This window comes from Vibrio cyclitrophicus (genome assembly GCA_023206055.1).
Lineage (GTDB): Bacteria > Pseudomonadota > Gammaproteobacteria > Enterobacterales > Vibrionaceae > Vibrio > Vibrio cyclitrophicus_A.
On sequence record CP065367.1, the window covers coordinates 755,316 to 777,959 of the forward strand.

The window sequence follows — 22,644 nt, forward strand, 5'->3', positions numbered from 1 at the left end:
AGGGCTTTATAATCAGTACGTTATTTACTTTTCTCGTTTTGGCTCTGAGTGAGATCACGCTGCTTCCAGAGCTTGAAGATTGCGGGCAGCACCAGTAGAGTAAGCAGCAGTGCAGACGCCATTCCTCCTATCATTGGCGCGGCAATTCGTTGCATCACTTCCGAACCAGTACCCTCGCCATACATGATTGGAATTAGACCAATGATGACCGTAAGAACCGTCATCATGACTGGACGCACACGAAGCCCTGCCCCTTCACGAATGGCATCTGTGAGATCAGCTTGCTGAAGTGTTTGTTGGTTCTGTTCTGCATCGAGCTTTTTGTAATGCCACGCTTGGTTGAGGTACACCAACATGATCACACCTATCTCAACCGCAACGCCCGCTAGCGCAATGAAGCCGACACCAACTGCAATAGAAAAGTTGTAATTGAGGTAGTGCATCAACCACAAACCACCCACCATGGCTAACGGCAATGTCAGCATGATCATCATCACTTCACCGACACGGCGGAAGCTCAGATACAGCAGCAACATAATGATGGCGATAGTGATAGGCACTACCACACTCAGGCGATCTTTGGCGCGTTCCATGTATTCGTATTGACCTGACCATGCGAGTGAGTAACCTGCAGGCAATACTATTTGCTCGGCAACGACTTGCTGCGCTTCTGCCACGTAAGAACCAAGGTCACGCCCATCAATGTCCACGAATACCCAACCATTAGGACGTGCATTCTCTGTTTTAATCATTGGCGGGCCATCTTCGTAACGAATATCCGCAACATCAGATAAAGCGATACGAGCACCGTTTGGCGTAACGAGTGGCAAGCTCTGCAACTTCACGACAGAATCACGATAATCTTGCGGGTAGCGCACGTTAATCGGGTAACGCTCTAGCCCTTCAACGGTTTCACCAACATTCATCCCACCCACTGCAGTCGAGATAACCTGCTGAACCTCTTTGATACTTAATCCGTAACGAGCAGCAGAACGACGCTTAATGTCTATCGTGACATAACGACCACCAGCCACACGTTCGGCATACACAGAAGCCGTGCCGCTAACACCGTTCAAGATAGGTTCAAGCTGAGAGCCGATATTCTCAATAACACTCAAGTCCGGTCCTGCTATCTTGATTCCGATTGGTGTTTTAATGCCAGTCGCCAACATGTCGATCCGAGTCTTGATTGGCATAACCCATGCGTTAGTCAAACCCGGGAACTGAATCAGATCATCGAACTCTTTACGTAATGACTCCGTAGTGACGCCGTCACGCCATTCATCGCGAGGTTTTAGCTGAATAACGGTTTCAATCATGGTGAGTGGTGCAGGATCGGTTGCCGTTTCCGCACGTCCGATTTTGCCCCATGTGGTTTCAACTTCTGGGATGGTCTTGATCAGCTTGTTGGTTTGCTGCAGCAATTCACGCGCCTTACCTATCGAAATCCCCGGGTAAGTAGTCGGCATGTACATCAAGTCACCTTCATCCAAAGGAGGAATGAACTCACTGCCAAGCTTGCTAGTTGGGTAATACGCAGAAGCCATCAAACCCAATGCAATCACAATCATCACCTTTGGATATTTGAGGCTTAAGTTAAGCAGCGGCTTATACATCGCGACCAAACTGCGATTCACTGGGTTCTTATGCTCAGGTAACACGTTGCCACGAATGAAGTAACCCATTAGCACTGGTACAAGCGTGATAGCCAAGCCTGCAGCCGCTGCCATTGCATACGTTTTGGTGAACGCGAGTGGCGAGAACATCTTGCCCTCTTGGCCTTCTAACGCGAATACAGGAACAAAGCTTAAAGTAATGATAATCAGGGAGAAGAACAGCGGCGCACCCACCTCTTCTGCCGCTTTACCAATTACTTGCCAACGGTTCTTATCGGTCAGAGGTGTTCGTTCTATGTGCTTGTGAACGTTCTCTATCATTACGATCGCACCATCAACCATGGCACCAATCGCAATCGCGATACCACCGAGAGACATGATATTTGCGTTAATGCCCTGCCAATGCATCACGATAAACGCCCCTAATATACCGACAGGCAGACTCAGTGCGATAACCAGTGAGGAACGAATATGGAAGAGGAACAGCGCACACACAATCGCAACCACGAAGAACTCTTCTGCCAACTTCTTCCATAGGTTTTCTACCGCAGAACCAATCAAGGTTGAACGGTCATAAGTCGCGACAATTTCGACACCGTCTGGTAATCCCGCTTGCAGCTCTGCGAGTTTACTCTTAACAGAATCAATCACTTCACTGGCATTCTCACCAAAGCGCATCACGATAACGCCACCAACGGCTTCGCCTTCACCATTCAGCTCAGAGATACCACGACGCATCTGCGGGCCAAGGTTAATGTCAGCAATATCGCCCAATAACAGCGGTGTGCCTTTGTCGGTCACCTTTAGTGGCAGTGATTGAATGTCTTCGATGCTTGTGAGGTAACCGGTTGTACGAACCATATGCTCCGCTTCAGCAATCTCAACCACTGAGGCTCCCGTTTCTTGGTTACCATCTTGGATCGCCTTGTTGACTTGCTGAAGCGTTAGGTCATAAGCACGTAATTTGGCAGGATCAATCTGTACTTGATACTGCTTCACCATGCCACCGGCAGTCGCGACTTCAGACACGCCCTCAACGGTTTGCAGCTCATACTTCAAGAACCAGTCTTGCAGGCTACGAAGTTCCGCCAAGTCGTGCTTACTAGTTTTGTCTTGCAGTACATAGCTGTATACCCAGCCCACACCGGTTGCATCTGGTCCTAATGTTGGCTTAGCACTTGATGGTAAGTTAGGCGCTACTTGGCTGAGGTATTCCAACACGCGAGAACGTGCCCAGTACATATCGGTATCGTCGTTGAAGATGATATATACATAGGAATCACCAAAGAACGAGTAACCACGAACCGTTTCTGCACCCGGAACGGCTAACATCGCCGTTGTGAGCGGATAGGTCACCTGATCTTCGACTACTTGAGGCGCTTGCCCCGGATAGCTGGTTTTGATGATCACCTGTACATCAGACAGATCTGGAATGGCATCAACAGGTGTATTTTTAACACTGTATAAGCCACCAAATACGATGGCGACCGTGGCAACCAGAACCAAGAATCGGTTACTGATGGACCAACGAATGATTGCATTGATCATAATGTGCCCTCACCCGTGCTATTCGTCGGTTCGAGAGATTTGAGCACATAATCAGAACCCTGCTTCGCCACTAGAAACCGAATGCTTTGCCCCTCGGTAAACTCGGATAAATCAAGGTCATCACTTACTTGGAAGTTCATTTCACCCGCCTTCCAATCCCAGTCAGGCACTGGCTTGTGATTTACAGTGATCATTCCGAAGTCCGCCATCAGCATAGTGATGTCTCCCTTTACCCACACTTCGCTCGCCATTTGATGAGCGCTTACCTTGTAGTCAACGACTTCATACTGACCTGATTCCGTTTTGATCATCTCAAAATCAATAACTTGACCAAGCTTAACGTCTCTCATATCTAAGCCTTCAGCGAAGGTGAAGTTCATCACCATGCCCGGCCAATCCCATTCTGGAACGGGCTGATGGTTAATCGTCACCATGCGGCTGCCTTGCATAACATCGGAAATTTCACCGTTCGCCCACACGGTTTCGGCTTCTTCTTCAACGCCGTTAATGCGTGAAAGATCAGCCGATTGACTCGATTCAGAATCCAACATGAAGTGCGCAGAAGTGACAATGTTCTCACCTTGCTCTAGCCCTTGAAGCACCTCTATTTTTTCGCCAGCTTCACGACCAACTTCAATACGAGCAGAACGATACTTGCCAGAACCTTCTGACATCACCACTCGAGTCATACCACCGGAGTGAATCACCGACGATCTTGGGATAGTAAGAACTGCTTCATCACTGATCGGTTTCAGCGCAATATTGGCGAACATATTTGGCTTAAGCTCGCCATTTGGATTGGAGAACTTCAAACGAACGCGCAAGGTTCGAGTTTTTGGGTCAAGGATTGGGTAAACGTAATCGACATTACCCAACCACTCTTTGCCAGGAATGGCATCTAGCGTCATCACTGCATTGCTGCCTGACGAGATCCAGTGTGCTTGGCGTTCAAAGACTTCAGCATCAACCCACACTTCATTTAGAGGCCCTGCACTGATTACCGCTTGAGCAGGCGAAAGGTAACCACCCTCTCGAATATTCAGGCTAGCGATCACACCATCCGCAGGCGCTTTGATTTCGATGGTTTGCGAGGCTTTCCCTTTACGAGCGATGGACCTTATCTGTGCTTTATCTACACCTAAGGTGATCAAGCGTTCAGTGGAGCCCTTGACCAATCCTTTGCGACCCGTTTTATAAGCACTCAGTAACTCTTCTTGTGCCTTTACCAGCTCTGGCGAGTAAAGAGTGAACAACACATCGCCCTTATTGACCTTCTCACCGACAGCATTGATATAAAGCTTCTCAACCCAGCCAGCTGCTCTTACGTTGGTTTGCCACAATGTACTTTCATCAAACGCCACATAACCAACCGTTTCAATCCGAGGAGACAGCGCTTCGAAATTAACTTTCGCTGTTTTGACTCCAAGATTATTTTCTATCGACGGGTCGATAAATAAGGTTCCTGCCTTGTCTGAACCCCCACTTAAGTCATCGGCATAAACAGGGATTAAATCCATCCCCATAGGTGACTGACCCGGCTTGTCTCGCTGATAATTTGGGTCCATTGGTGCAACCCAATACTGAGGTTCATTACTTTCGTCAGCTTTGGATTTCGTTCCCTCCATACCTGCCATCGCTGACATGTTATGCGCTGATCCAACGACGAAGTGATTCACACCAAAACCCAATGCACCACCGACCAACAAAGCGATAGTCGCTACTTTTACTGTATTCATTGTCTATTCCTTTATTGATTGGCTGTTGTTTTGAGTTGCGCTTGTGTTGAGTTGCAGTTCATTAACTTGATAGTCAAAGCCACTGACCAGCGATGCCAGCTTGCTATTTACGATGTTGAGATCGGTGATTAAGCGTTGTTGTTCAAGCTGGAGTGCCAGTTCATCCGCCGTTGCTGCAATAACATCGTTAAACTGTGCGGTGTTGTTTTGATAACCTCTTTCCACCGCACTAATTCGTGCGGATGTCTGAGGTAACAAGGTGCTTTGATAGCGTTCTAAACGCTGGGTGAGGTTCGCCTTATCCACCAATAACGCATTCACTTGCGCGTTCATTTGGGAAAGTAAGGTGTCTTTTTGGGATTTTGCTGCGCCGACTTGGTACTGAGCCGCAGACAAATTCTTGTCTTGTCGGTTCCCCGTAAACAGAGGGATATCGACTGTTAGATAAGCGCTGACAAGATCAGAAGCCGGTTCTCCAGCCATGTTGTTCGCTTGTCGATGGGCATACATCACTTCCACACCAAATTGAGGTGTATACGCTTGCTCGGCTAGCTCAACTTGTGTTTGATTGGATGAGATCGTCGCGTCCGTGATCTTAACGAGCGGATGCTCCATCAACAGTTGATAGTGCTTGGTTGCATCGTTGTTGGTTGCTAATTTGCTTTCCAATAACGACCAATCAATTTGATTAGTCGCATGAAGTATCCCTTTAGAACCAAGAGCCTGAGAGCTAATCGCTTGATTCCCTAACCAGTCAGAACCGAGCCACTCAGACAGTTGAGAGATCAGACGGCGTTGAACTTGCTGATTGGCTTGCAACTTTTCATCAAGCTTGCTGACTTGAAGCTGAGCATTAAGCAGATCTTGCGCTTCACTTTTGCCAATCGAGTAATTGGTTTGTACATAGTTCTCTAGCTCAACCAAAAGGCGTCGGTTTTCACGCATCACACCTTCAGCGACTTGTTGATAACCCAATTCAAGCCATAACTGCGTCATGCTATTAGCAACGGTAAGTTCACGAGCCTGAACTTGAAGCGCTAATCCATCCGCTTGCTGACCCGCCTTTTTCTGCTGGAGGTCTAGCGTATCGCCACGCTCGAATTGCTGCATTAGACCGACCGAAATATTGGTCATCGGGTCTTCATCAAACTGGAAGCTATCGACTGGCAGTCCGCCAAATCCGACTTTCAATTTCGGATCCATTAAGGTCGCGCTGGCAATACCGGTTTCCCGCATCGCTTGCGACTGAGCAAAGTACTGCTTGCGATTGCTGTCTTGGCTCAATGCTATCTCAATCAATGTATAGAGTTGCTGTGTTGAACTCTGTTGATCGGCTTGTGTTGAAGTAGGAGCAGCTAAAGCACTGGTTGAAATAAAAGCAGCACTCGAAACAAAGGCAGCAGCGACCACGACACTCGCGCTTAGTCCAAACACGGAGGTTGTTGGTTTTATATTCACAATGAATGTCCATATCTAGCGTTAAATAACGCATATAAAAGATCGGCGTATCAGATTTATAACTCTGATATCGCTATGTTTTTAGATATAGATTTATGCGGTGGGTGGGCGTAACAAAGATTGAGCGCGCGCGACTTTCTGCCCAATAATGACAGATTGAAAACGAGCTAGTGAAGAGACAAAGGGATTGGCGGCTTGAACAGCCTGAATTGGATAAGAAGTTGCAGAACACACTGAGGCGCAGCAATCGGCACTCGAACAATGGTTACCCATCATGTGGCCGCCGTCTTCGCTCATTGAAGACATGTCGCATTGAGCCATCAAGTCATGAGCACTCATATTAGAGTGTTCGGCGTGTACTTCTTCACTCATCACATGGCATCCCGCCATTGAGTCATTAGTTGACGCATCGTTGTGGTAACAAGCCGATTTACCCGAGCTCATTTCCATCATCATTACTTCAGTCATCATGGCTGATGAGCTTGAGGCGTAGATAGACATCAACATCGCGATGATGCTGAAAACAGTAATCCAAGTTGTTCGGAGTGTGTTTGTCATAGCTAACCTTTAAATTTATAGAGTAACTATAAAGGTTACCCTAAGGGTAAGGTCAATGATGAAGGGTAAATATTTGATAAAAATAGCAGTGACTGCTGCATAGATAAACAAAAGGGTCACTCCATAAGCAATGGAGTGACCCTTTTGTTGGGTACGATTAAGTATTCAACAACTTATGAATATCATATTCAGCCATCGCATTCTTAAGCGCTGTTAAATCAGAATCACACAAGTGCTTCCTCAACGCTTCAAACTTTTCTGGTGGCCAGTCGTATATCTTTATTGAGGTTAGCTCTTCGATAATAGACTTATCAAAGCGGTGTTTAACTAACTTCGCTGGAGAGCCACCGACAATGCTGTAGGGTGCGACGTCTTTGGTTACCACGCTGTTCGCCGCCACTACTGCGCCTTCTCCAATGGTTACGCCCGGCATGATCATGGCACGCATCCCTAGCCAAACCCCATCGTTGATATGAGTATCGCCTTTACCAATGTAGGCTTCTTCGATCACATCCATAAATGGATACAGCGAAAACCAATCAACTCTGTGTGTATGGTTGCCACCCATCAAAATCACGACTTCAGCACCAATGCAGACGTAATCACCGATGTAGAGCTCATCGATTTCCCAACGCGGTTCCCATTGGCGACTGACCTCGTCACCATGCAGATAACGGACAACAGAACGCTCAAACCCGTAATCCCAACAATCGCTGTAATAACTGTGTTGACCTTTTACGTGAATATTAGGGTTGGTTACGACTTCATGCAGTAACTCGAATTTGGACCAATGCTTCTTTTGCATTTTTACCTCTGAATGATCTATTTAGTTTTATTCGTTTCAATATCAAAATGTTCGACGATGCAAATTCAAGGCGCACCAACTAACACCCTATAAACACAGGGTTCAATGGGATGAATAGTGGTTATCACACTTAAATCATAGCAATGTCGCTAAAACTAAAGAGCGTCAGTGGATTCGAGGTTGCTTAAGAAGAGGAAGTAGTTTCAAAGTTTGCTCAGTTTTTTATCGATAACTTGGTTAGATAATTTACAGGGGTATTGTAACTGTTTCATCGCGCCAATTTGACAGGAAGATGTGGTTAATAAGGTTTCAAATTTCGTTTCGTTGAATACGGAATAAACAAGAGCCTGCGCGATTACACAGGCTCAAACTTAGACTCGGCTATAAATTTCGGCTCACGCTTGAAGCTGGGTTCAGCGACTACATTCGAGCAAGCTGTACTTTTCTGTCTTTATTCACCACGCAGAAGTTACCGCGCTTAGTGCGACACTTAGAGCATCGTTCGCATTCAACAGGGCTTCTATCCCCTTCTTTCCAACGCTTAACTAAATGCGGTTCAGAAAGCAGCGGTCTTGAAAGCGCGAAGTACTCAATGCCCGTATTGTTTGCAATCGCTTCGATAGCATCGAAATCTGTCAGGCCGCCAACCGTGATAACCGGGATATTAACGTCTTGGCTGATCGCGTGACCATATTCGTGGAAGTAGCCTTCAGCTTGAATGGTAAAACCATCGTGCGACTCGCCAATCATGGTGTCTGCTTTGCCATGAATATTACCTGACACGACAATGCCATCCACGCCCACTTGTTCAAGCTTTTTACACACAATACGTGTTTCGTCGAAGGTCACGCCACCTTCAAAAAACTCCGACGCTGTAAGCTTAACCAAGATAGGGAAATCATCACCCACCAGCTTACGCGTCGCGGTATAGATCTCTAACAAGAATCTCATTCGGTTTTCTAAGCTACCGCCGTACTCATCTTCACGTTGGTTGTAGTAAGGGCTTAAGAACTGATTAATCAGGTAAGTGTGAGCGGCATGAATTTCAACTCCATCAAAGCCTGACTTTTTTGCTCTCAAAGACGCTTGAGCAAAGGCATCAACAATGTAGTCGATCTCGTCTTTGGTCATCGCTTTGCCTAGTGTTTGAGTTCCTTTTTCTGGAACCTCACTTGGTGCGTAAATCACTCGTTCGCCAAGATCATGCGTGGTTTTGGTGCCACCATAAGCCAATTGCATCACGATTTTGGAGTCGTTGTCATGAACCAGTTGAGTCAGCTTTTGATACTCTTCAATAAATGAGTCGTTATACATCCCCATCATGCCCGCATTCGGCTTTTCTTCTTCAACGATGTTCGCGTAACCCGTGACGATCAAGCCGACCTCACCTTGAGCCAACTCTTCATAGATAGCGTAAAGTTTATCTGTCATATGCCCATCTTCGGTGGCCATATTTTCCCACGTTGCACTTCTCATGAAGCGGTTCTTTAATGTCATCTTGCCAATGTGGGTTTCTGTAAACAAAGTGCTCAAGTGTCTTCCTCTCAAAATCGTATTACGCGAGTTACCCATTAAGCATGGGCACTGATTCAGGCGGATACTACAGAGAATAAGACAGGGAAAACTTAATCTAGATTAAGAGAGCGGCACTCTCATATGGAAAAAGGTAGAAAGAGACAGCAAAAGAATAGAAAAACAGGAGCTAGAGAAAACAAAGGAATAAACAGAAGCCGCTTAGTTTTGCTAAACGGCTTCACGGATTTATAGGCTTATAGCTTGAAGGATTTAGTAAAAATCAGACTTAACAGCGTTATCCATATTTAACCGTAGGATCAACGCACTGATAGATCTGCCCAATGCTCGCTTCATTGATTAGCAAAGCTTCAATAAGTCGTGCTACTTCTTGTCGGTAAATCACACCATGAACTTCGACCTGCTGGGAAAGCTCACCATTGCCAGTTTCCTCACCGTCTAACAAGCCACCCGGGCGTAAGATGGTGTAATCCAAAGAGCTCGAGGCTAACCAAGCTTCAGCCAACGACTTTTCACGAACCGCCGCGCCAAACCCTTTTCTAGATCGCTCCGACAAATACTGCCAAGAGTCACCACAACCCAACGACGTTACTAGTACAAATCGAGCGATGCCATTGGCTTCAAGCGCGTCTGTTAGATGTCGGTGCCCAATGTAATCAACAGGAATGTCAGCTCTGAAGCTGCCCATGCTAGAAACGATAAGTGCAGATTTAGGTAACTGAGCAACCACAGATTCAACTTGTTCTTTATCGGTAGCATCACAGCGAAGTGTAGTAATACCAAGTTCAGCTAAACGCGTGTTCTTCTCTGGGTTTCTCGCAATGGCTATCACTTGATAATCTTGCTTGTGAAAATGCTCAACAATTGCAGCACCTAGCCCACTTCCTGCTCCCCATACAACGACCGTACTCATAAAAAACCTCATAATATTCATGTTGTAGTGATACTAACCAGACAATCTAAACCGTTCCTTTATCGAGATCAATAAATGAGAATAAGTCTCAATGTTATTTTTAAGTTTTTGCTGGTTCTCACTAACTCTACCCAAAAGCACGACCACTTATCATATTTAAACATTGGTTAATTGAATTGCCTCAACATGTCTACTAAAGTAATTTTAATACAATGACTTAGTCTCGGTGGTTATGAAAAAAGAACGCATTCAATACTCTTTCGACGTGTGGTTATTTATTCCTGATGAAGACAAACTCGTCATGAACGAAGAAGACGTGATTATCGACAATCGCTTATCTAAACTACTCAACTTTTTCTGCCAAAATCCTAAGATTGTATTTTCACGAGATGAGCTCATTAATGAAGTCTGGAATGGCTCAATCTTGACGGATCAGGTGATCACACAAGCCATTTTTGAACTGCGAAAAATACTCAAAGTGGCTGAACGACACTCCATGGGACACATCATCACCGTGCCCAAACGCGGTTATAAATTGGATGTTGATGTCCACAAAACCATCTTGGTGCCTGCTAGCGTCACAACAAATACCGTGTCGGTCGCAGATGTAGAACCCTCTCCTTCAATTCAGACAAACGCACCCGATACTTCACCAGTTTTTGGGGAGGATAAAAGACAAGTCGAAACAAAAGCAGAATCGGTTACGGGTCAGAGTCTGAGCAACAGTCAACAAAGCTCAACGGCCAAAACCATACTCGAAGAATCTAAAGAGAGTTCAATCAAACCCACCTCAAAACAACCTGCTTCGCAAGAGCCTGTTGATTCAAAATCTAGCGATTCGAGTACAATTCAGTCCGTTCAACAGTCATCTGTAAATAAGACTGCTAACGACAAACAAGCGCCTATCGCAGCAAATAAACCTCAAAAAAGAACGTCTCGTGCTGTGATACTTGGAGGCGTTATAGTTATTGCGCTTGGACTTATTTGGTGGATGTTAAAGCCGACTAGCCCTACATCGGACGCCTTCGATTTGAGCAGTTTAAATACCGCCGCTAATGAATCAAACCAACCACAACCCGACTCAAATCAATTAGCGGAACTAAGCCGCTCTAACCAGACTGCCAGCAGTCAAAATATAGATGCCCACAAAGCACACGAATCTGTGCACTACTTGTCTTTAGAACCTAGATACATTTACGTAAGTATCGATGACAACTTGAAGACGGATGCCTTCAAGCGCGGCATTATCCATAAATTAATGAGCTACTTGACCACCTATCGCGATTTTCGTGTCGTAATTGATGAAACCTTGGTACCGAATTCAGCCAATGTGATCAGTTTCAAGAGCGAAATTGATGGCGACAGAGAATACCTTGATATCACCTACTTCAACCGAATTTCTAACTTCAGACACCTAGGTCGAGATTACCTAATTGACCCAGCTTCACTCCACACGACAATGCGTTCAATGCTTGATGACCTGTTGGATTCATTTAATTTGGACATTCAAAAATCGATATTGAAGCAGCAAATCTCTGAGTTACCCAAACAAGAAGAAGCCTTAAAACTCACCCTTGAAGCGCTCGGGCTCACCTTCATGACGTTAGATAGAACCGACACCTTGTCTAAGATAGCCCAAGCTAATGAGCTAGAACCCGACAACCATTATGTGATGTCGAGTCACTATATGTATGAGCTTGCCGACATTTTTATAATGAGATCGAAAAATAAGAATAAGCAGGTTGAAGCGCTCAATAAGAAATTTAAAAAACAGTTATTAAATGCTCAAAACAATGCCAACTCCTACCGAGTCTATGACGCGTTAGCTGCCTACTTCCTCACTGAAGATGATCCAGACCAAGCCGATTACTATTTGAGCTTGATTCCAAGGAATGAGTACAGTGTGATGTCTATGATTATATTGGCCAAAATAGAAGAGTCTCAAGGCAACCCTTCAATGGCGGAAGAGTATTACTATGAAGCGATATTGGAATCGGGCCACTCTGTGGTTTTGAAAGTCGCCCAAACACTGTTTTTCAAAAGTAACGTCACCGAGATTGAATCCAAATTGGGTATCAGCCAATGATTAACAACTCTGAGCTATTAGCTATTAACACGGCAAACACACCGCTTACTCAGGCGGTGTGTTTTTGGCTCTCCCTGAAATCAGTAATCGTTTATAGCTAATCTTTAATAATCAAGCGATAACCGCTATAAGGCATTGGTTAGCAAAATACCCACACCAATCCTTTCACTGTTGTAGTCATAATCAATCAAGCTTTCTCCATAGCCTTTATAGTACTGGACATACCCTTGTAACCGACCATACAAAGGAAAGCTGAGTGATGTCTGTATTCCGCCATAACCGGTTTGAAAGTTGTAACGGCCCAATGCTGAAACCTCAAAACCATCCCATTTGTAAGCGCCAGACAATTCGTAGTGACCGAGATAATCTTGAATATCAGGGTTATCATCGCTACTGCTCGACTCAGGAATTCGATACCAAGGTTGGAAGTACACCGCAAAATCATCTTCGGTATACCCTAGCCCAACATAAGCGCGGTTCCAGCTACGACTAAGCTCTGCTGTTCGTCCGTTAGATTCATGCTCCAAACCCAAACGCGAGAACCAAACACCATCAGCCGACTCTATATTCAAAGGTGTTTCATAGAAGATCTCGGGGCGATAGTTGGTCTCCCTAAATGGTGCCGATATATCAGAAGAGTACGCCTGCCAAAATGATTTGAGCGTAAAACCGAAATAGATTTTGTCCGCTTGATTAAACACACCATCATCGACCACTGGGATTTTTAAACTTAACTGCAGTTTGATCTCTTCATCACTGAGGTCATCCGCTTTACCTCCGAATAGCTCATCCCCGTACGGCTGTGTATTTACGTTAGTCATGTGAGTCACTGGCAAAATGTAGTTCAAACGATAAGGCGTTATAACAAACGGGTTATCTTCGGTTGTGTACTCCATCTTCAATCGAGGGACCTTAGATTCCAGTACATTTTCACTGTTCGAGTTTATGTCATCTGCACTTGATTCCTCGGAAAGCTTAACCTTAGGCACCTTGCTTGATGCAACGATTTCTTGCGATGAACATTGCTGCTTTAACCACTCGATACTTTGTTGATTGGTCGCTTTGGCCAATGAAGCCAAAATACAATGCTCATAATTTGCTCGCTCTTCAGCACCGCCAGTATTGGCATACGCTGAAGCATTCACAACGAGGCCGATAGCCAGTAGAGCAAGCGTGTTTTTGTGTTTAGCTAGACTTTCACCAATCCCGATGCCTTTACTAGCGATGATTTGTTTACGAGCTTGCATCACACTACCCTTGCTTTTTATCGAGATAAGTCACTTCAAAAGCAAAGTCGACCGCTTGTTGGGTAATTTGCTCAAGGTTTTTATCGAGCATCTCGATGGTGATTTCTGATTTATCGTTCTCAAGTACGCCATTATCGTTCACGACGAAAATACGGCGACCAATGAGCTGAGAGGAATCATGATCTTTCAGATCTACACTCGCCAATATACGAATCGAGCGGTCACGAGTGCCTGCCGCATATTTAATGGCGCCGATAACAGAGCCAACAGGGATAAACTCAGTCACGCGCATGTCTTCAGGAATATCATTGATGTCATAGAGCATCACGCTAATATCGAGTTCCTTATTCTCCAACACTACGTTCTTGTAGCCCTGTAATTTAGTCGCCAGCTTCTCGTCCATTTTCTTGTGGAGCTGTGTTTTAAATTGAGACTGAACCTGCTTTGATACTCGCTGGTCAATCCCCGAACTTTTTATGCCAACGGTCGTAAATTCAAACTCATTGAAGTGAAGTGAACCGCTGTCTTTAGCTATCCACGATACCCCTTTCATGTCGTCATCAAACTGGCTATCAATGAAGTAGTGGTTTGAATCGACACTCTGGATTTCTTGTTTATTTGGCATGTTGCTTGAACAGCCAGCAGTGAATAAAACGATCAATGGGAATAGGTAATGTAGTTTCATGTGAACCTCTAATTTTCTAAATTTTGAGTGCACGAATCCCTAAGCGATAAGGCTCATAAATTGGGATTCGTATTAATTAAGCTTCTATGTGTATTGGCTAGCTAAAGTAACCAGCCAGATAGCGGACTAGATTTCTTGTTCTTGCCCGCGGTGATCTGCCGCCAAGTAGGTGTATATCGTTGGTACAACGAACAAGGTGAATAATGTACCCACCGACATACCAACCGTAATGACCAAACCAATCGAGAATCGGCTTTGTGCACCGGCTCCGCTTGCAATCAGGAGCGGTACGACACCGACAACCATGGCTGCGGTTGTCATCAATACTGGTCTCATTCGAACAGTAGCCGAACGAATGGCTGCTTCACGTCGGCTGCATTTCAATTCTTGTTGCATTTGGTTAGCAAACTCCACAATCAAAATACCGTGCTTACTGATTAAGCCTATCAAGGTCACCAGCCCCACTTCGGTGTATATGTTGAGCGTATCAATACCCAAATACAGCGGCATCAGAGCACCAAAGATCGACAGTGGCACACTGGTGAGTACCACCAGCGGATCTCGCAAACTTTCGAACTGCGCTGCCAATACCAAGTAGATAATCACAAGCGCGAGGAAGAACGTCGTAACCAGTGACGAACCTTCTTGTAGGAACTGTCTCAATTGGCCTGAAGTATCCGTCGTATAAGACTTCGGCAATATCTTCGCCACCCCTTCTTCCATCACTTTATAGGCTTCACCGATACTGATTCCCGGCATCATTTTCGCTTCAATCATGGCGCTGTTAAGCTGTTGAAACTGATCCACTTTCGATGGCTGTACTGATTGGCTAATTTCAATCAATGACGCCAGTGGCACCATCTCATTGGTGTTAGAGCGTACGTGGTAGTTCTTCAAATCATCCCAAGAGTTACGGTTCTCGTTAGGTACTTGAGTAATAACTTGGTAGCTGCGCTGATCCATCGAGAAGTAATTCACGAAGCCTTCACTGATAAAGCGAGACAACACGGTACCGATGTCTTGTGCGTTCACGTTCATCTGAGCAGCTTTATCGCGGTCGATGCGAATCTCTACCTGTGGCTTATTAAAATTCAGGTCGTTTTGCACATAGATGAATTTGCCACTCTTTTGCGCGTACTCTTTCAGTTTTTCAGCGTACTGATAGAGATCCTGATAAGAACCCGTTGGCGTTTTCAGAACCATCTGGAATGGCAAGCCTTGCGGTGTGCCTGGCAAGTCCGGTGGAGAGAAGGTGTACACCTGCAAACCCGGTAATACAGAACTCTCTTTTTCGAAACGTTGCATTACCTCTTTTGCCGTTGCTTCGCGCGAATCCCAATCTTTCAAAACACCCAAACCAAAGAACGCATTGTTGTTCATGTAACCGTTATCTAGCATGGTCATTTCGACTTCATCGTTCTTGCTGATAGAGTCAATCAGAGCCGGAGTAAAGTGGCGAATGTAATCGGTATTCGCTTGTGCAGGACCTTGCCCCATCACAATCATAACGCCCTGATCTTCTTCAGGTGCCAGTTCAGATGAAGTATTCATAAACATGAACACCAAACTGATCAGTAACGTTCCTACCACCGGCCAAATATAAACACGGTTGTTCAACACATGTTCGAGCACTTTACGATAGCGCTCTGTTACGCCTTCAATGACCGCATCGATCTTCTTAACCAGTTTTCCGTCGAGAACCGATTTATTAAGCAGTTTTGAACACATCATCGGCGTTAGCGTTAAGGCGATGAAACCCGAAATTAGTACTGAACCCGCCAAAGTGAATGCGAACTCAGTAAACAGCTTACCGGTGAGTCCTCCCATGAAACCAATCGGCGCATACACTGCGGCCAATGTAATGGTCATCGCAATAACCGAGCCTGCAATTTCACGAGCACTGTCTATTGCCGCCTTAATTGGGCTAGTGCCATCTTCTAAGTGGCGAAAGGTGTTTTCTACAACCACGATGGCATCATCAACCACCAGCGATATTGCTAATACCATGGCAAGTAGCGTCAACAGGTTAATACTGAAGCCCATGCTCAACATGAAGAACATAGAACCAATCAATGACAAAGGAATCGTTACAAGTGGTATCAACATCGCTCGCATTGAGCCCAAAAAGGCGAAGATAACGATGACAACGATCAGTGCAGCTTCCATTAAGGTTTTCGCTACTTCATCAATTGAGGTTTCGATAAACTTAGTTGAGTCATAGATTACGTCCGCTTTAATACCATCAGGTAGGCCTGCTTGGATCTGCGGAAGCAATTCGTAAATACCTTCAACAACCGTTAGCGGGTTCGACGTTGCCGTATTGCTGATCGCCGTTGATACAGTAGTCACACCATTAAACTCAACGTCTGAGTCATAGTTTGCAGCACCTAGTTCAACCGTCGCCACATCTTTTAAGTGCACCAGTTGCCCGTCATGCGCTTTCAAAGCCATATTCTTGAAATCGTCTACCGAACTTGAATCTGTATGAGCGTTAATATCAACTTCGATATAAGGGTTTTGCAACTTGCCCGCCGCACTCACAATGTTATTTGCACGAAGCGCGTTTTGGACATCTTCCGCCGTCAGACCATATGAAGCCAGTCGTTGAGGGTTCAGCCAGATTCGCATTGCAAAATCTTCTTGCCCCAATATGTCGACCTTTGACACCCCCTCAACAGTAGAGAAAGTCGGCTTAACTACGCGGCTCACATAGTCCGAGACTTGCTCTGTCTTCAATGTGTCACTCGAAAATGAAACATATAAGATCGGAGATTGAGACGTCGACTTAAGAATACTTGGATCCAATACGCCCGATGGCAGCTTATATTTTACTTGCTGCACGAGAGACAAAATCTCAGTCAAAGCACTATCAGACGGATACCCGAGCTTCAAATAAACCGTGATAACCGACTTACCCAGAGCACTATCCGATGTCATGTAATCAATGCCCGCTGTTTGGGCAATTTCTGCCTGCAATGGCTGCGTCACGTACCCTTGAACGCTGGATGCACTGGCACCTGGATAACTCGTTGTAATGGTAATAACACCCGTTTCAATTTCTGGATATTGACGCACTTGCAGTGAGGTAAAGGCCTTAAGACCTAACACCAACAGCACAAGGCTTAATACCGTTGCCAAAACTGGACGTTTGATAAATACATCAGTAAATGTCATGGGAGTTTCCTAGTTACTTTGCTTTGTACTTTTGTCAGTGATCAGCGGATGTTGGTTATTAACCAGAATCCATCCACCATTCTTAAGCTGGTGTTGGTTTGAAGTCACAACCACATCTCCTGCTTTCAAACCCGAAACCACGCCAACATAGCCACCTTGTTTAGGGCCGACTTCGACAGTGCGCTGCACAACCTTGTACTCATAGAATGGTGATGCATCTTTGCTTGTGTGTTCGCTGGCCTTTTTGGTTGACGTATCCAACACAAACACAGTGTTCCCGTATAAGGTGTAACTGATCGCAACAGAAGGCACCGCCACGATAGTGTCCGATTCCGATGTGATTAACGTAGCGTCGACATACATACCCGCCTCTAACGGCACCGCTTGGTTAGCCATGGCTCTCAATTCGATATTGTGCGTGTTGCTGTCTGAGCTCGGTTCAATGGCAGAAATAGTGCCGTGAAAGACTTCATCGTTGGTTGCCTCTGAATAAAACTGTAAATCCTGCCCTACCTTCACATCGTGTAAATAAAGCTCTGGAATAGAGAAATCGACATACTGTTTTGATTTGTCTTCCAGTTCGACAATCGCGGTGCTTGAATTAATAAAATCACCCACATCGATATTGCGAATCCCAACACTGCCAGAAAATGGAGCTTTCACTTTCATATAGTCAATTTGCGTAGCAATATATTCAAGTTTTGCACCTTCAGCATTAAATTGAGCTTGCAGCTTATCAACCGAGTTTTTTGAAACACTGTTATTTCTAAGGAGCAATTTATTTCTCATCAACTCGACTCTTGCCAATTCAACTTTGGATTTCTGGCTCTTATAGTTGGATTTAAATAAAGCATCATCCAATTTAATAAGAACATCCCCCTTATTTACTTGCTGACCTGAAGTAAATAGGATTTCTTTTACTTGGCCTGACATTTGGCTCGTCACATCAATAGATTGATTAGAATGAATGTTACCAATGACTTTTAAACTTTTATCCCAAGTATCTTGATTTACTTTTTCTGTTGTTACAGATATAGCTGGCAATTTAAAATTAGCGACCTTCTCTTTGATCATTTCACCTTTTACATAGTGAAAGCCAAATACAAAAGACAGTAATATAAAAAGAGCTGATCCGACAATAACGCCTTTATACTTACTCATGTGTTCACCTTGTTTTTTAAGTCTGGTCATTCTATCTATCGACACTGCCAATAAATAAAACTCATATAACATCTACTAAATCGTATATAAAATAAAAATAAAACACTAAAAATCAATAATTTAGACAAAACACACCAATCAACACTAAATTTTTGTTTTATTGCTATTTTATTTGAAAATGATTTATCTATTTTCTCGATCGATATAATTCTCATCGTTCCTTAAACAATTAAACGAGTTAACTATGTCGAATCAAATCAATCACACTAAAGTCGCTATTAAAGAAAAGATGAAACGTATATATGGAGAAGATGTTGCCCATAAGCATAATAAAGACCATTTAGAATATAGAGAGCATCAACCCTCTCATTCTGGTCAACATGGTGGCGACCCAGAAGGTCATAAGCATTTAGTCAAACACCATTCTGATGGTCATCATAATAAACACCACAAAGATAAAATGCATGACCATAAAAAGTCATCACGACTGCATCATAAAAAATAGAAACCTGGGTTAATTCCAGATCATTAAAAATAAGCATTAGATCAATTCATCAACCAAATATGGATTAATGCTTAATCAAACGTTAAACCAAATTAAAAAATGAAATAGAGAGTCAATAATGATTGCTATTTCATTCAAGGATTATTATGTCATTTATTATTGAACAACTTAGAGACTATCCGTTTATAGCGCTCTTTTTATCACTCGGTCTCGGTTACTTAATCGGTAAAATTAAAATCGGTAAGTTTGAATTAGGTGGAATCGCAGGTTCACTGCTTGTTGCTGTAGCGCTTGGTCAGATCGGCGGTATCGCGATTTCTAACGAAGTAAAAAGCATCTTCTTTGCTTTATTTATTTTTATGGTGGGTTACAACGGCGGACCACAATTCTTCTCGTCATTCCGTCTCTCTTCACTCACACGCTTATTTGCTTCGTTCGTGATGACCTTTGTCGGGCTTATTACTGTCGTTTTACTCGCTAAGTGGGCAGGTTTAGACAAAGGATTAGCAGCGGGCCTTGCGGCTGGTGGCTTAACACAATCGGCAATCATAGGTACTGCAGGTAATGCTATTGATCAGCTGAACCTAGCACCAGATGTCACCTCAACGCTTAAAACAAACGTGGCTGTAGGTTACTCAATCACCTACATCTTCGGCTCTCTTGGTCCGATTCTAATGATGTCACTCATTCCTATGGTGATGGGTTGGAACATCACTAAAGAAGCGAAAAAGCTCGCTGAACAAATGGGTTCTGGCAGCAAACAGTTAAATGAAGGGGAATTCTCAGCACTAAGCCGAGTGTCATCACGTGCCTATCAAGTAGGTAGCGATTCAATATTTGTTGGCAAAAGCGTGCTTGAGCTTGAAGAAGCGTTCAATGCAGACCTAACGATTGAAGCGATTCACCGTGGAAATGAAGACAAGGACACAAGCTTAGATCTGACCAAAAACCCAATCCTAGCTGCCAACGACAAAGTCTACCTTACAGGCTTAACTCAAGCATTCCCTAAAGTGACCTCATTGGGTGTTGAGCTAGGTGAATTTAGCGAAGAAAACAATGTGGTTCACACACGACAAAAAATCGTACTGACCAACAAAAAACTCGCTGGCGTTACTCTGCGTAAACTGCGTGATGAAACCAATGCGAACGTACGTCGAGGCGTATACGTGACACAGGTTTCTCGTATGGGGCACGACATCTCAACGCTACCAGAAACCGAACTTCACCTTGGTGATGAAGTCACTCTTGTCGGCCAAAAAGAAGACCTAGCAAAAGTAGCCAAAAAAGTAGGCTACAACAGCCCGCTTCCAAGCGTAACTGACTTCGTGACAATGTCTTTCGGCATGGTGCTTGGCTATCTGATTGGCGAGATTGGTTTCACCATCGGCGGTTCTCATATCGCTCTAGGTTCAGGTTTAGGTTGTTTGGTCTCTGGATTATTGGTTGGCTACTTAAGAATGCGCACACCACGTCTGGGCAGCATTAACCACGGTGCCGCTAACTTCATGCAAACCTTTGGCCTTGCTGTGTTCGTTGCCGTTGTGGGCATCAATGCAGGTGCTCCAGCACTGACGGCTATCAAACAAAATGGCGTAACCCTGCTGCTGCTTGGTGTGTTGGTCACGCTCATTCCTCAGATACTTACGTTCCTGTTCAACTACTACGTATTGAAAATCAAAAACCCGGTAGAAGCCTTAGCCGTTGTCGCTGGTAGCCGCAGCGCTAACCCAGCTTTCGCATCGCTGCTAGAAAAAACACAAAACAGCACACCAGTACCGAGTTTCACGATGACTTATGCGGTTGCCAATATCTTCCTCACCTTATGGGGTCCGATCATCATCAACCTAATTACCAAAATCTCGTAATCAACACCTAATCAGCCAATTGATGATTCATCTTATTAATTAACGACTTAACACAGCAGCTAGCCAAGCAGACTAGCTGCTCAAAGAAATGACTCACTTATCTATCCAACAAACTTGGATCTTAAACAAATTAAAAGAGAAACGACTATGAAACGCACAGATGAAAAACGCCTAGAAACACTAAGCCCATTCGAAGTAAAAAACACACTGATCGACCTTGCCCAGCATTCACATGAAAAAACCATGATCAACGCTGGTCGTGGTAACCCAAACTGGGTCGCGACCGCGCCTCGTGAAGCCTTTTTCCAACTCGGTATGTTTGCGCTTGAAGAGTCAAAAGCAACCTTCTCTGGTTACCAAGGCTTTGGCGGCATGGGAGAAAAGGAAGACATTAGCCTGCGTTTCCTCCAATTCTGTGAGAAACACGAAGAACAAGAAGGCGTACAGTTTTTGATTGAAGCTTTTCAGTTCATCACAGATCAATATCACGTAGACGGTGATGCCCTTATTTATGAATGGGTTGCAGGCATTTTAGGCAATAACTACCCTGTCCCGGATCGCATGCTTAAGTACTCAGAGCTGATCGCACGTAAATACATAGAAAAAGAGATGGCAGGATCACAACCACTGCCTGCTGGGAAGTTTGACTTGTTTGCTGTTGAGGGTGGCACAGCGGCCATGGTTTACATCTTTAACACGCTAAAGAGCAACCGACTATTAAACCCTGGCGACACCATCGCGATTGGTGCGCCGATTTTCACTCCGTACATTGAAATGCCAGAGCTAGAAGATTACGCGCTCAACAAAGTTGAAATCATTGCGGATGAAGCATCTGCTTGGCAAATCCCAGACTCTGAGTTGGAAAAACTGAACGATCCAAGTGTTAAAGCTTTCTTCCTCGTTAACCCAAGCAACCCTGCTTCGGTTCGATTAAGCGATGAGACACTCTATAAGATTGCGGAGGTTGCTAACCGTCGCCCTGACCTCATCCTACTTACTGATGATGTTTATGGCACTTTCGCTGATAACTTCACATCACTGGCAATGCTCGCTCCAAAGAACACTATTTTGGTGTATTCGTACTCTAAATACTTTGGTGCAACAGGCTGGCGTTTAGGCGTGATTGGCGTACATGAAGACAATAATTTCGACCGCATGATTCGAGATCTTCCAGAAGACACTCGAAGCACGTTATCTCAGCGATACCAAGGCATTACACTTGAGCCGAGTAAGATTAAGTTCATTGACCGTTTGGTGGCAGACAGCCGCGCAGTGGCATTGAACCATACAGCAGGTCTTTCAACACCTCAGCAGATCCAAATGACAATGTTCTCGCTACTGTCTTTGATGAAGGATGGCGAAGAGTACAAACGACTCGCAAAACAAATTGTGCGTCGTCGCTACCACACTCTAATGCAGAAGAACTTAACCGCGCCAATCGTTGCCGAAGGCGATCAAACCGGTGCGTTCTATTACGTGGAGATTGATCTAAAAGAGATTGCTCAAACGATTCACAACAACGACTTCTTCGCATGGTTAGAAGAAACGTATGAGCCGTTGGATTTCTTGGTTCGCCTTGCAGAAGAACATGGCGTGATTGTGATGCCGGGGGCAGGTTTTGATGCGCCAACGTGGTCTCTGCGAGTGTCTCTCGCTAACCTAGAGGAAGCACAATACGCCAATATCACGAAAGCGATGAACGAGGTAATGCAAAGCTATGTTGAACGTTACGAAGCGGCTTGTTAGCACGGCTT

15 protein-coding genes are annotated in these 22,644 nt (G+C 44.7%); 4 read left to right on the top strand and 11 right to left on the bottom strand.

The features are described 5' to 3' along the window. Nucleotides 1-20: 20 nt before the first annotated feature. The 7 genes from ITG09_19115 to ITG09_19145 form a co-directional block, all read right to left on the bottom strand. Entirely contained in the window at nucleotides 21-3,164 is a 3,144-nt protein-coding gene (locus ITG09_19115; GenBank protein ID UPR55038.1) for an efflux RND transporter permease subunit, read from the bottom strand. Further along, on the bottom strand, nucleotides 3,161-4,900 hold the full coding sequence (locus ITG09_19120) for an efflux RND transporter periplasmic adaptor subunit (GenBank protein UPR55039.1): 1,740 nt from the start codon (nucleotides 4,898-4,900) through the stop codon (nucleotides 3,161-3,163). The genes ITG09_19115 and ITG09_19120 overlap by 4 nt, the downstream gene beginning before the upstream one ends. Before the next feature lie 3 nt (nucleotides 4,901-4,903). After that, nucleotides 4,904-6,352 (bottom strand): TolC family protein, encoded by a 1,449-nt coding sequence (locus ITG09_19125; GenBank protein UPR55217.1) that lies wholly within the window; start codon nucleotides 6,350-6,352, stop codon nucleotides 4,904-4,906. A 99-nt stretch (nucleotides 6,353-6,451) separates the two neighbouring features. Next, nucleotides 6,452-6,916: a hypothetical protein gene (locus tag ITG09_19130; GenBank protein UPR55040.1), complete on the bottom strand. Its 465-nt coding sequence runs from the start codon at nucleotides 6,914-6,916 to the stop codon at nucleotides 6,452-6,454. 157 nt (nucleotides 6,917-7,073) lie between these two features. Continuing rightward, a complete protein-coding gene (locus tag ITG09_19135; protein ID UPR55041.1) occupies nucleotides 7,074-7,721 on the bottom strand; it encodes a CatB-related O-acetyltransferase in 648 nt (215 codons plus the stop codon). A gap of 420 nt (nucleotides 7,722-8,141) precedes the next feature. Next, nucleotides 8,142-9,254, bottom strand: a complete 1,113-nt coding sequence (locus tag ITG09_19140) for an NADH:flavin oxidoreductase (protein ID UPR55042.1) — start codon at nucleotides 9,252-9,254, stop codon at nucleotides 8,142-8,144. A gap of 277 nt (nucleotides 9,255-9,531) precedes the next feature. Then, a complete protein-coding gene (locus tag ITG09_19145) occupies nucleotides 9,532-10,167 on the bottom strand; it encodes an SDR family oxidoreductase (GenBank protein ID UPR55043.1) in 636 nt (211 codons plus the stop codon). A 232-nt stretch (nucleotides 10,168-10,399) separates the two neighbouring features. Between ITG09_19145 and ITG09_19150 the strand changes: the two genes are divergently transcribed. Further along, nucleotides 10,400-12,253: a winged helix-turn-helix domain-containing protein gene (locus tag ITG09_19150; GenBank protein ID UPR55044.1), complete on the top strand. Its 1,854-nt coding sequence runs from the start codon at nucleotides 10,400-10,402 to the stop codon at nucleotides 12,251-12,253. 125 nt (nucleotides 12,254-12,378) lie between these two features. On the opposite strand, the gene ITG09_19155 is transcribed toward ITG09_19150, so the two are convergent. The 4 genes from ITG09_19155 to ITG09_19170 form a co-directional block, all read right to left on the bottom strand. Beyond that, entirely contained in the window at nucleotides 12,379-13,500 is a 1,122-nt protein-coding gene (locus tag ITG09_19155) for a phospholipase A (protein UPR55045.1), read from the bottom strand. A 4-nt stretch (nucleotides 13,501-13,504) separates the two neighbouring features. Beyond that, nucleotides 13,505-14,185 carry a DUF3313 family protein gene (locus ITG09_19160; protein UPR55046.1) on the bottom strand — a complete coding sequence of 227 codons (681 nt, stop codon included), beginning with the start codon at nucleotides 14,183-14,185 and terminating at the stop codon, nucleotides 13,505-13,507. A gap of 126 nt (nucleotides 14,186-14,311) precedes the next feature. Next, entirely contained in the window at nucleotides 14,312-17,359 is a 3,048-nt protein-coding gene (locus ITG09_19165; GenBank protein UPR55047.1) for an efflux RND transporter permease subunit, read from the bottom strand. 9 nt (nucleotides 17,360-17,368) lie between these two features. Beyond that, on the bottom strand, nucleotides 17,369-18,592 hold the full coding sequence (locus ITG09_19170; protein UPR55048.1) for an efflux RND transporter periplasmic adaptor subunit: 1,224 nt from the start codon (nucleotides 18,590-18,592) through the stop codon (nucleotides 17,369-17,371). 172 nt (nucleotides 18,593-18,764) lie between these two features. Between ITG09_19170 and ITG09_19175 the strand changes: the two genes are divergently transcribed. The 3 genes from ITG09_19175 to ITG09_19185 all read left to right on the top strand — a co-directional run bounded on the left by ITG09_19175 (nucleotide 18,765) and on the right by ITG09_19185 (nucleotide 22,636). Then, a complete protein-coding gene (locus tag ITG09_19175; protein ID UPR55049.1) occupies nucleotides 18,765-19,025 on the top strand; it encodes a hypothetical protein in 261 nt (86 codons plus the stop codon). Nucleotides 19,026-19,171: 146 nt separating this feature from the next. After that, on the top strand, nucleotides 19,172-20,890 hold the full coding sequence (aspT, locus tag ITG09_19180) for an aspartate-alanine antiporter (GenBank protein UPR55050.1): 1,719 nt from the start codon (nucleotides 19,172-19,174) through the stop codon (nucleotides 20,888-20,890). Nucleotides 20,891-21,037: 147 nt separating this feature from the next. After that, entirely contained in the window at nucleotides 21,038-22,636 is a 1,599-nt protein-coding gene (locus ITG09_19185; GenBank protein ID UPR55051.1) for a bifunctional aspartate transaminase/aspartate 4-decarboxylase, read from the top strand. Nucleotides 22,637-22,644: the final 8 nt, after the last annotated feature.